The sequence below is a fragment of the Staphylococcus sp. HMSC62A08 genome (genome assembly GCF_001839105.1).
Classification (GTDB): Bacteria; Bacillota; Bacilli; order Staphylococcales; family Staphylococcaceae; genus Staphylococcus; species Staphylococcus caprae.
This window is the reverse complement of the sequence record NZ_KV840031.1, coordinates 1-12,178: the sequence shown is the minus strand read 5'-3', so window position 1 is coordinate 12,178 and position 12,178 is coordinate 1. Positions and strand designations below refer to the sequence as shown.

At 35.0% G+C, this 12,178-nt stretch carries 7 protein-coding genes and 2 pseudogenes; 3 read left to right on the top strand and 6 right to left on the bottom strand.

The window, feature by feature from the left end:
* Positions 1–98 precede the first annotated feature (98 nt).
* From HMPREF3264_RS03825 to tyrS, 3 genes are all read right to left on the bottom strand, one after another.
* Positions 99–1,517, bottom strand: coding sequence for a DHA2 family efflux MFS transporter permease subunit (locus HMPREF3264_RS03825; protein WP_070871980.1), 1,419 nt, complete (start codon positions 1,515–1,517; stop codon positions 99–101).
* A gap of 136 nt (positions 1,518–1,653) precedes the next feature.
* On the bottom strand, positions 1,654–2,118 hold the full coding sequence (locus HMPREF3264_RS03820) for a MarR family winged helix-turn-helix transcriptional regulator (RefSeq protein ID WP_070871979.1): 465 nt from the start codon (positions 2,116–2,118) through the stop codon (positions 1,654–1,656).
* An 81-nt stretch (positions 2,119–2,199) separates the two neighbouring features.
* Positions 2,200–3,462, bottom strand: a complete 1,263-nt coding sequence (tyrS, locus tag HMPREF3264_RS03815) for a tyrosine--tRNA ligase (RefSeq protein ID WP_070830849.1) — start codon at positions 3,460–3,462, stop codon at positions 2,200–2,202.
* Positions 3,463–3,931: 469 nt separating this feature from the next.
* Here tyrS and HMPREF3264_RS03810 point away from each other — a divergent pair, with 469 nt between their 5' ends.
* Positions 3,932–4,846 carry a transglycosylase domain-containing protein gene (locus tag HMPREF3264_RS03810; protein WP_070871978.1) on the top strand — a complete coding sequence of 305 codons (915 nt, stop codon included), beginning with the start codon at positions 3,932–3,934 and terminating at the stop codon, positions 4,844–4,846.
* 82 nt (positions 4,847–4,928) lie between these two features.
* On the opposite strand, the gene HMPREF3264_RS03805 is transcribed toward HMPREF3264_RS03810, so the two are convergent.
* A complete protein-coding gene (locus HMPREF3264_RS03805) occupies positions 4,929–6,596 on the bottom strand; it encodes a formate--tetrahydrofolate ligase (protein WP_070871977.1) in 1,668 nt (555 codons plus the stop codon).
* A gap of 306 nt (positions 6,597–6,902) precedes the next feature.
* Positions 6,903–8,611: pseudogene (gene acsA / locus HMPREF3264_RS03800) on the bottom strand (acetate--CoA ligase).
* Positions 8,612–8,781: 170 nt separating this feature from the next.
* Here acsA and HMPREF3264_RS03795 point away from each other — a divergent pair.
* Together HMPREF3264_RS03795 and HMPREF3264_RS03790 are read left to right on the top strand one after the other, a co-directional pair.
* A complete protein-coding gene (locus HMPREF3264_RS03795; RefSeq protein WP_070871976.1) occupies positions 8,782–9,414 on the top strand; it encodes a GNAT family N-acetyltransferase in 633 nt (210 codons plus the stop codon).
* A gap of 130 nt (positions 9,415–9,544) precedes the next feature.
* Complete coding sequence (locus tag HMPREF3264_RS03790; protein WP_070871975.1) at positions 9,545–10,720, top strand: acetoin utilization protein AcuC; 1,176 nt, start codon at positions 9,545–9,547, stop codon at positions 10,718–10,720.
* Positions 10,721–10,860: 140 nt separating this feature from the next.
* On the opposite strand, the pseudogene ccpA reads toward HMPREF3264_RS03790, so the two are convergent.
* A pseudogene (gene ccpA, locus HMPREF3264_RS03785) lies at positions 10,861–11,849 on the bottom strand (catabolite control protein A).
* Positions 11,850–12,178 lie beyond the last annotated feature (329 nt).

The window sequence follows — 12,178 nt, the reverse complement described above, 5'->3', positions numbered from 1 at the left end:
CTGAGACAATTAATTATGTCCCAGCCTCGTCTTGAATATAAATATAGCAGTAAGAAGATTCCAATTGAAATCATCTTACTGCTATTATTTTTGGGAATTTATGATTCAATTTGGTTAGCTTTATGTGTAAGAAATAACGCAGGTAACACGATTAGCAATAATGCAACCACAGAAACTAAGAAACCTGCATGATAAGCTTTTAAACTTTGAAAAATTGATGGATGATTGAATGCTAACATGGATGCTACTACGGTTGCGATGGTCGCAGTACCTAGACTAGAACCAATATTTTCAATCATATTGATACCTACACCTGCTTCAGCAATTTGCTTATCATCAAGTCCTTGATATGCATCGCTTGTAAGACCAAGGTTGATCCCGCCTACGCTACATCCTCTTATAAAGAGTATGATAGACAACCACATGATATGTGTATGATCTGACACGAACATCAACGGAATCGTACCAAACATGGCTATCACAATACTCACGATGACAACATACTTCGCGCCGATTTGGTCAATCATTTTCCCGATATAAGGTCGCGTAATTAACATACCTAGACCCTGAGGTATTAAAGCTAAAGCAGCTTCAATCGCAGTGTAGTGTTTAAAGTTCTGAAAGAATAATGGAATAATCAGCATTGGGCCCATAATACCTATATTAGCAAGTAATAATCCGATAGATGATGCAGCATAGTTCTTCTGCTTAAATAATGTGATCGGTAGAACTGTACGATAATGTCTCATATGATTATAAATGCAATATGCAATCTTTAAAACTATTCCTATGATGATATACATCATCGGTTGCATAGCAAAGAATGTCCCATAATCGGACGCTTTCGTTACGCCGTAAATGATGCTCACACTCGTAAGTGATAACAATATAATGCCAATGATATCTAGCTTACTCTCTTTATTAAAAGGCTTAAATTGAGGCACGTATTTATTCATCAACGGTACTGCAATGATAACGATAAAAATATTAATAAAAAATATCCATCGCCAGTTTGCAAAATGAATAATAAACCCTCCAAGTACAGGTCCTAAAATTGGCCCAAAAATCATAGGCGTACTTACCACAGACATCACCTTACCTATATGGTCTTGACCTGCAGTCTTTACAAGTAAGGTAAACATGAGAGTGGTGATAATTCCTGCACTAAAACCTTGTAAAATTCTAAAAATATTAAATACGGTGATATCCCAGCTAACGCCAGCCAGTATCGACGTAAAGCCAAAAGCAATCATTGCTAATATAAACACTTTCTTACCATTAAATTGATTCATCAACCAACCAGACAATGGTACAGCAATGGCAAGTGCTAAAACGTAACCGGTAATTCCCCACTGAACAACGTCTAGGGAACTATTAAATGTATGATTAAGTTGCTTAATTGCGATATTTATCATAGTTGAATCTAACATTGGAGCGATGGCACCTAATGCAATGGCCCACGCTGCGGTCATTACTTCTTTAGATACGCCGTTAGATTGTGAACGAGATGCTGACATAAAGACTCTCCTTTATCTAAATTGTTTCTTCGTCAACAAAATATACATGCGTTTTGTTTCCTTGTCAACAAAATCATCGCAAAAAATTAAGGATACCCTCATTTCTTTCGTCACAAGAATTTGAGCATCCTTATATTTAATGTAATAGACCTTGATCTTTTATTTCTTTATCAAGGTGTGCATTATACTTTTCTACAAATTGCATCATTGTTTTAAATTCTTCATCTGTAATGTTGTCAAACACTTCTTGGTCTCTACGTTGAAATTCCTTATGTAGATCTTCATGCGTTTGATAGATTTCTGTACCCGCTTCCGTCAACCTAAAGTATACTTCTTTCTTATTATCAGGATTCTTATAACTTTCAATTAAACCTCTTTGTTCAAGTCGTTTAGTCAATTTACTAACGGCACCACGCGTCATAAATAACGCTTCCGTCAATCGTCTCACGTTAGGTTCATTTAATTCTTGAATCGCTTCAATGCAATGCACTTCACTTGGCTTATTCCCTTTAAGTGCTTCTTCCATTTTCCCTTTATTTAACCACGCAATTTTATTAAATATGTCGCGGAAATTTTTCATTATCGCTTGTTCTTTATTCATACAATCCACCCCTTACCTTTTTGAAAATAAACCTCCCAACCACACGAGATGATTAGGAGGCTCCAAATAGACTGATACGTCTTATTGATAATTTACCATGAAATATTTTTTCTTACCACGACGAATAATTGTAAATTCATTGTCTATTTTATCTTCATTGCTGAATTCATAATCAACAGACTGTTGACGTTCACCATTGATATAAATCGCGCCGTTATTCACATCTTCGCGTGCTTGACGTTTAGATGAAGCAATACCTGTTTCGATTAACGCTTCAATAATATTTGTTGTTTCAGAAGATAATGTAACTTGTGGTACATCTTTAAATCCTTCTTTTAATTCTTTACCAGATAATGATTTTAAATCACCACTAAATAAAGCTTTAGAAATTCGAATCGCATCATTTAACGCTTCTTCACCATGAATAAATTTCGTTACATTTTCAGCTAAAGCTTTCTGAGCTTCACGTAAATGAGGTGCTTCCTCTTTAGATTGTTCTAAGCGATCTATCTCTTCTTTATCTAAGAACGTAAAGTATTTCAAGAATTTAATAACATCTTCATCAGATTGATTAATCCAGAATTGATAGAATTCATATGGACTTGTTTTCTCAGGGTCCAACCATACAGCACCTGATTCTGATTTACCGAATTTCTTACCATCAGATTTAGTGACTAATGGAATTGTTAAACCAAATGCTTCAGTTTGACCATACATACGGCGCATTAACTCAATACCACTTGTGATATTACCCCATTGATCTGAACCGCCAACTTGGATTTTACAGTTTAATTCACGATTTAAATGACCGAAATCAATCGCTTGTAAAATCGTATATGTGAATTCAGTATAAGAGATTCCATGTTCTAAACGTGTTTGAATAGAGTCCTTTCCTAACATGTAATTGACTCCAACATGTTTACCATAATCTCGTAAGAAGCTAATTAATGAAATTTGGCCTAACCAATCTTTGTTATTAACTAAAACTGCACCTTTATCAGTCCCAAATTCAAATAAACGATGCATTTGTTTAGATAATCCTTGAACATTTGCTTCTACTTGTTCTTCAGTTTGAAGTACACGTTCTTCAGATTTACCTGATGGATCCCCAATCATTCCAGTTCCCCCACCAATAAGTACGATAGGACGGTGACCATGTTCTTGGAAACGTCTCAACGTTAAGAATGGTAATAAATGCCCAATGTGTAAACTATCCGCTGTAGGATCCGCACCACAATACAATGTCACTTGTTCTTTATTTAATAAATCTTCAATGCCTTGTTCATCTGTTTGTTGATAAATTAAGCCTCTCCACTTTAAATCATCAATTAATGCGTTCGTCATTACTTACATCCTCCTTAATCATTGTTCTATATCATGTTTGTTTTGAAAAGTTATTCATTTACAGGTACCTTTGTATCATTGTGGTATAGAGATTTCATTTTCCAAAGCATAGTTATTAGAATAGTGAAAATGCCTAAAAAAATTCATTCACAAAATAAAAAGCCCCTACATCATGAAATGTAAGGGCGCAATTGCACGGTACCACCATACTTAATCGAGCGTAATGATACACTCGGATTACTTTATTAATGAGACGTTCATTAATGAAACGTTGAATAACATGATAGAGGTGTATTCACATTAAAGCAATTGTTAGTTCACAGCCACCACTAACTCTCTGAAATATCCCTTAAATGTTACTTCTCCTCGTATTCAAAACATATCGAATTGAATTTAATTATAGATAACATTATTTTAAAAGTCAACTTCATGAATATGGTATACTATATCTAAATTTAGGAGGTATGCGATGCGTCACAATAAAAGTATTCCACAAACAACAGATAAATACGTGCAATTTGAACGCATTTATAAGAAAATTAAACACGTTTGCGTTGGCATATTCCTAGTTATACTTTCCATTAGTATTCTATTGTTGATGGGATTCATCTTGTACTTCCACCATCTCACATCTGAGGCATCCTCTATAAGTAATAGTGAATTGAAGCAGAAAGTACTTCATATTCCAGGGGACGAACTTATCAATCATCGTAATAATCATATTCTTGAAGAATATGATCATTCTCAAAATACATTAATTGTGGGTCCTAAGCATGTCAATCCAAATGTGATTCATGCGCTTACGTCCTCAGAGGACACTCTTTTCTATAAACATAACGGTATATTACCTAAAGCACTGATGAGAGCAATGTTTCAAGATATCGTTGATGCTCATGAAACATCTGGCGGTAGTACCATCACACAACAACTCATCAAGAATCAAGTTCTAACGAATAAGAAAACTTACAGTCGTAAAGCAAATGAAATCATATTAGCGATGAAACTTGAAAAAATTTTATCAAAAAATGAAATTATTTATACGTATTTGAATATCGTTCCATTTGGTCATGATTATAATGGTGCGAATATAACGGGTATATCTTCTGCTTCTTTCAGTTTATTCGGCATACCACCTAAAGAATTAAATATCGCTCAATCAGCGTACTTAATAGGATTATTACAAAGTCCTTATGGCTATACGCCGTATGACGATAATGGAAATTTAAAAAGTAATGAAAAATTTAAATATAGTATTCAACGCCAACACTATGTTCTTAAACGAATGTTAGTCGAAGGAAAAATTTCAAAAAAACAATATATTCGAGCAAAAAAATACCATATCAAAGCACACCTACTAACACATCCACAACAAGATGCATCATAATCGATAATTATATTATTAAAGGCTCTAGCGGAAATCACCCATTCGCTAGAGCCTTTTATCATGATAGTTGCTTTTTTATAAATTAGAATAATCCTATCGCATGTCCGTCATCTGTAACATCCATGTTAAGTGCAGCAGGTTTCTTAGGTAAACCAGGCATAGTCATAATTGCACCAGTTAATGCGACAATAAATCCTGCGCCTGTTTTCGCTTCTAATTCTCGAATCGTAATTTCAAAGTCTGATGGCGCTCCTAAAGCTGTTTGATCATCACTAAATGAATATTGTGTTTTAGCCATACAAACAGGATAGTTATCCCATCCATTTTCTTTGAATTGTTTTAACTGTTTTTGCGCTTTATTACTAAATGTAACTTTTGAACCACCATAAATTTCTTTTACAATTGTTTCAATTTTTGCTTCAAGAGGTTGTTCTAATTCGTACAAGTGCTTAAATGTTTGTGGTTGATCGATGACTTCTAAAACTTGGTTTGCTAAATCGATGCCACCTTTACCACCTTTTTCCCATACTTCAGTTAAAGCAATGCGTACACCATTTTCTTTCGCCCATTGCTTAACAAATTCAGTTTCTGCCTCAGTATCATGAATAAATGCATTGAGTGCGACAACGGGTTCTAAACCATATTTCTTCACATTATTGACATGACGTTCAAGGTTAACAATACCTGACTTAATTGCTTCAACATTTTCCTCTTTAAGATTATCCTTAGCTACACCGCCATGCATTTTGAGCGCACGAATAGTCGCTACAACAACGACTGCAGATGGTTCAAAGCCTGCTTCACGTGCTTTGATATTGATGAACTTTTCAGCACCTAAATCTGAACCGAAACCTGCTTCAGTTACTACAATATCAGCTAAATCTCTAGCAGTTTCAGTTGCTAAAATAGAATTACAACCATGCGCAATATTAGCAAATGGTCCACCATGAACGAGTGCTGGCGTTCCTTCAATCGTTTGTACTAAGTTAGGTTTAATTGCGTCTTTAAGAATCATCGCAAGTGCACCTTCAACTTTTAAATCTGCTACTGTGATTGGACGACGGTCTCTTGTGTAACCAATCGTAATACGACTAATCTTGTCCTTTAAGTCTTTAATGCTACGACTTAAACATAAAATAGCCATGATTTCTGATGCAACCGTAATGTTGAAACCATCTTCTCTAGGTACACCATTCGTAGGACCACCTAATCCAACGTTGACATGACGTAGCGCACGATCATTCATGTCTAACACACGCTTCCATTCAATTCGACGTTGATCAATGCCCAGTTCGTTACCTTGATGTAAATGGTTATCGATAAACGCTGATAACGCATTATTAGCAGTCGTAATCGCATGAAAATCGCCATTGAAATGTAAATTAATATCTTCCATTGGTAATACCTGTGCATAACCGCCACCTGTTGCGCCACCTTTAATACCAAATGTAGGACCAAGCGCTGGTTCACGTAAAGCAACCATGACATTATGATTCAGTTCATTTAGTGCATCGGACAAGCCAACTGTTACAGTCGATTTCCCTTCTCCTGCAGGTGTTGGACTCATCGCAGTCACTAATACCACTTTACCTTTATTTTCTTTAGGCTTAATCTGATTAATATCAATTTTAGCTTTATAATGTCCATATTGTTCGAGTGCATCAGCAGAGATGCCTGCTTTTTTAGCAATTTCTCCAATTGGTCTTATTTCTGATTGATTCGCAATGTCTAAATCTGATAAATGTGCCAAATTATTCAACCCCTTGAAATTTTTATCAATGAATCTTAAATCATGCATTCTTATTTATACTACTTATATGATTTATGATAACCGACTCAATTTTGATTGTCGAATAATTATAATAAATATTTATATAATGTTCGTTCTTAATAATTATTTTAATTTAATAACAATATGGTGGAGCTCCATTGTCTAAAGAATAGCTAAGATTAAGATAAACGTGTTACAAGTCCGCTTTTAATTCAGATATCTTCTGTCAAAATATTAAATGAAGCTGAGATATTAAATGATATCCCAACCTCCCAATATTTATATTTAATCTTCCATTGTACTTAAATCGCCAGCGTCCAAATTTAATTCCCATGCTTTAAGTACACGTCTCATAATTTTCCCTGAACGTGTTTTTGGTAATTTATCTTTAAATTCAATTTCACGCGGTGCTGCATGTGCAGACAAACCTTCTTTTACGTATTTACGGATGTCCTCTTTCAATTCTTCTGTTGGTTCATATCCTTGTCTTAAAGCAACAAAAGCTTTAATAATTTCTCCTCGTACTGGATCCGGTTTACCAATCACGCCTGCTTCAGCTACCGCTTCATGTTCAACAAGTTTTGATTCAACTTCAAATGGACCCACACGTTCGCCAGCTGTCATGATGACATCATCAACACGACCTTGGAACCAATAATATCCATCCTCATCTTTATAAGCAGAATCTCCTGAAACGTACCAATCACCGATAAAGTATGAGTGATACTTTTCAGGGTTATTCCAAATCTCGGACATCATTGAAGGCCAACCTTCCTTAATCGCCAAGTTCCCCATACGATTAGGTGGCAATTCGTTACCTTCATCATCAATAATGGCTGCTTCAATGCCTGGAAGTGGCTTACCCATTGAACCAAGTTTAATATCCATTGATGGATAATTAACAATCATATGTCCACCTGTTTCAGTCATCCACCACGTATCTAAGACACGTTTACCATAAACATCTTTAGACCACTTAATCACTTCTGGATTGAGAGGTTCTCCTACAGACAAGATTGAACGTACTGAAGATAAATCATATTTCTCAACAATATCGTCTCCAGCACTCATCAGCATACGTAAAGCAGTTGGCGCAGTATACCAAACTGTAACTTTAAATTCTTGCAACATACTGTACCAAGCTTCTGGTGAGAAGCGACCGCCTGCAATACAATTTGTGACACCATTGAGCCAAGGCGCGAATACACCATAAGATGTACCCGTAACCCAACCTGGATCAGCAGTACACCAATAGATGTCATCATCTTTTAAATCTAATACGTATTTTCCTGAAATATAATGAAGTAACATGGCCTTTTGAACATGTAAGACACCTTTAGGTTGACCTGTTGAGCCAGATGTATAATGAAGAATCAGACCATCATCAGGTTCTAACCATTCGATATCAAATTGATCACTTGCTTCATCCATCTCTTTATTAAAGTCAATATATTCACTGTCAACATCTTGGTCCACGACAATAATCGTTTCTAGATTTGGCAATTTATCTTTTGGAATGCGAGGCAATAACGCTTTATTCGTAATCACAACTTTAGCTTCACTATTTTCGAGTCGATCTGCGACTGCTTTCTCCATAAATGCTTCAAATAATGGACCCACAATTGCCCCAATTTTTAAGATGCCTAAGAAAGCAAAGTATAATTCTGGTGTACGAGACATAAAGATAAAGACACGATCCCCTTTTTTAACTTGTGCCTTATCTTTAAGTACATTCGCCGCTTTATTAGACAACTGCTTTAAATCATTATAAGTATAAGATTCTTTTCGCTTCTCATCTTTATAATTGAGAGCTGTTTATCTCCTTTTCCGCTATCTACATGTCGATCGATACATTCATAAGCCATATTCATTTTTCCAGTTTCATACCAAGAAAATGACTTTTCAACTTCCTCCCAATTGAATTCTTGATAAGCTTTTGCGTAATTATCTAAGTTATATTGTCCTGGTTCACTTTGATATACTTCAACTTTCATTGTAAATCCCCCTTTGTAAATGAAATCGCTTTCTTTAAAAGTTATTATACATATAATTTTCACATTATTCAAAATTTTTCGTGTAGTATTTAGTAATTAATTGTCTAATTACAACCACTTTCTATATAATAAGTATAAGTATCAGCGGCGTTACATTAGGAGATGATATCTTGAGACATGTTAAAACCTATGTTACTAAGAATAAGTTAATCAATGGTGAGAATTTCATTATCGAAGGGCCTGTTTCATATACATTTTTGAAAACGCTTACTTTCGATAAACAACTCGATTCATTTCGTCTACCTCAAGATCAATATGAAGCACTATTAGAGATTACTGAATTACCAGAAGGACGTGTTTACGTAGTTAGACAGCATCATCATCTCATTGGTTATGTTACCTATCACTACCCTGATGAATTCGAAAGATGGTCAAAAGGACACTTACCTTATCTAATTGAATTAGGTGCCATTGAAATCAGTCCAAAATACAGACACTTTCACTTAGGTGGCGAACTTATTGCTACAAGCTTATCCTCTGATGAATTTGAAGATTATATTGTGCTGACGACTGAATATTATTGGCATTGGGATTTAGATAACGCTCAACTTGATGTGTTTGAATATAAGAAACTGATGCAGAAATTAATGGCTAAAGGTGGTCTTGAAATCTTCGCTACTGATGATCCAGAAATTACAAGTCACCCTGCTAATTGTTTGATGGCTCGTATTGGTAGACGTATTAGTCTTGATCAACAACAAGCTTTTGATGATATTAGATATAAGAATAAATTCTTCTTTTAAGTTCTGAATTATAGTTGTGGGTTACTTTTTAAAAGGGATGGGATAAACATATCATTCAGGAAAATGAATTGTGCTGTCCCACGCCCTACTTAGAAAATTTAATAAAAATGTTGATAAGGGGGGTGACATGATGCAAAATAAAAACATAAAAACGGGATATGTTTATTCAGATGAAATTTTAAAATATCGGTTCAATAACGAACACCCATTCAATCAAATGCGTCTTAAGTTAACAACGGAACTCTTAAAAGAAGCAAAATTTCTTAAGCCTGAACATATCATCAAACCAAGAATAGCAACAGATAATGAGTTAGCACTTATTCATAAATATGATTATATTCAAGCTATTCGTCACGCTTCACATGGTATTTTAAGTGAAGAAGAAGCTAAAAAATATGGACTAAATAGTGAAGACACTGTGCAATTTAGACATATGCATCGACATAGTGCACGTATTGTTGGAGGCGCCCTTAATTTAGCGGACCGATTGATGGATGGCTCTTTGGATAATGGTTGTCATTTAGGCGGTGGACTTCATCATGCTCAATCTGGTCGGGCTAATGGCTTTTGTATTTATAATGATGTAGCGATTACAGCAAAATATTTAGTTGAACGCTACAATCAACGTGTAATGATTATTGATACTGATGCACATCATGGCGATGGCACACAGTGGAGCTTTTATACAGATAATCAAATTATGACTTATTCTATTCATGAAACAGGCAAGTTTCTTTTCCCAGGTTCTGGACATTATACTGAACGTGGTGAAGATCTCGGTTATGGTTATACAGTCAATGTGCCATTAGAGCCCTATACAGAAGATGACTCATATTTAGACGTATTTAAAGAAACTGTGGAACCAGTTATAGCAGCTTTTAAACCGGACATCATTTTAAGTGTGCATGGCGTAGATATCCATTATAGAGATCCTTTAACACATATCAGTTGTACGTTAAGCACGCTCTATACGATTCCCTACATCATACAAGATTTAGCAGCTCGTTATTGTCATCATAAAGTAATCATGTTTGGCGGCGGTGGTTATAATATATGGAGAGTTGTACCTCGTGCTTGGAGTCACGTCTTTCTCAGTTTAATCGGTGAACCCATTCAACAAGGTTACCTCCCTCTAAGCTGGATTAATAAATGGAAATTATATAGCCCTGTTCAACTCCCTAAACGCTGGGAAGACCGACTAAATGATTATACTCACATTCCTAGAACTAAAGAAATTTCTGAAAAGAATGCTCGAATAGCAAAGCAAGTCTCCAGTTGGTACGCTCATTATAAAGAGGAAAAATAAATTGGCAGTCGAGTCGAACCATTAAAGGCATAAAAAAGCGGATGCGTGTTGAGTAAAAAGTAGTTATACCTCAAATCATGCATCCGTTTTAATATATATTTAACTCATCTTATCGTGAGCCTAAGCTCATTGGCGATAGTTTATTTCGTAGTGCCACGATATTCTATTCTATGTGGAAGAATCACATTCGGTTCTTCAATATCTTCTTCGTTCATATATTTCGTTAATAATCTCATGCCTACTGCACCGATATCATATAAAGGTTGAATGACACTTGATAATTGAGGACGAACCATTTCAACAAGGCGTGTATTGTTGAAGCTGACAATTTGTAAATCCTCAGGTACTTTCACACCAGCATCTAATGCACTGTGTAAAATTCCTATTGCTTGTTCGTCACTAATTGAAAGTATTGCGTCTGGCATATTATCTTGTAATCTTTCAAATGCTTTAATGCCCTCTTTATAACTTTCTTTCCCAGAGAAATGAAGTGCTTCATCTAATTCTAGTTGATGTTGGTCAAGAACTTTAGTTAATCCTTGTAACACATCGTCTTGTGCTTTTTTAGAATAATCCCCACCTACAAGAGCAAATTTTGTAGCACCTTGTTCAAACATGTGTTGTGCTGCTTCTTCTGCTGCTTGTTTGAAATCAATGTTCACTGAAGCGATGTGGTCATCTTTACCATTTGTGCCTGAAACGACAACAGGAACTGATGATTGATTAATTAATTCTTTAATTTCTTCTGAAATCGTACCACCAAGGAAAATAATACCATCTACTTGTTTACTTAATAGATTATTAAATATTTCTTTTTCTTTCTCAGGATCATTATCTGAGTTAGAAATAATTGAATGATATTTATACATTGTAGCGATATCTTCTAAACCACGGGCAAGTTGTGAATAATACACATTTGAAATGTCAGGTATAATCACTCCTACAGTAGTTGTACGTTTACTTGCAAGTCCTCTAGCAACGGCATTGGGTCTGTAGTTTAACTTTTAATCACTTCATTGACTTTATTTCGAGTTTCGGGCTTCACGTTTTGATTGCCATTTACTACTCGTGAAACAGTTGCCATCGACACACGTGCTTCTCTTGCAACATCATAAATTGTTACAGTCATAATTATCCTCCTTGTAAGCGTTTTATTAGCTATTATATCGTGCTTTCATATCATTTTCAAAGTTTATCATATTTAAAACGTTTGCGAAATCATTTTGTTCTTTTGTCACATTTCTGTCAGAAAGAGCGTGTACAATTCGTTAGTTTTTGTGTATTTCTATTTTAAAAAAATTATATTTCTATCAATAGTATTTCTAATAAACATAAATTTCCTAAAAAAAATAAAAAGGACTACTTTACTATTCTGTTTAGAGAATAATAAAGCAGCCTACTCAGTCACTACAATAAAGTTATCACTCGAAAATTATTTTAATTTCTTAGCGTTATACA

Bases quoted from the DNA above. Each gene is read 5' to 3' on its own strand.
- HMPREF3264_RS03820 (WP_070871979.1), bottom strand. From the start codon at position 2,118: ATGAATAAAGAACAAGCGATAATGAAAAATTTCCGCGACATATTTAAT.
- HMPREF3264_RS03810 (WP_070871978.1), top strand. From the start codon at position 3,932: ATGCGTCACAATAAAAGTATTCCACAAACAACAGATAAATACGTGCAA.
- HMPREF3264_RS03825 (WP_070871980.1), bottom strand. From the start codon at position 1,517: ATGTCAGCATCTCGTTCACAATCTAACGGCGTATCTAAAGAAGTAATG.
- HMPREF3264_RS03790 (WP_070871975.1), top strand. From the start codon at position 9,545: ATGCAAAATAAAAACATAAAAACGGGATATGTTTATTCAGATGAAATT.
- tyrS (WP_070830849.1), bottom strand. From the start codon at position 3,462: ATGACGAACGCATTAATTGATGATTTAAAGTGGAGAGGCTTAATTTAT.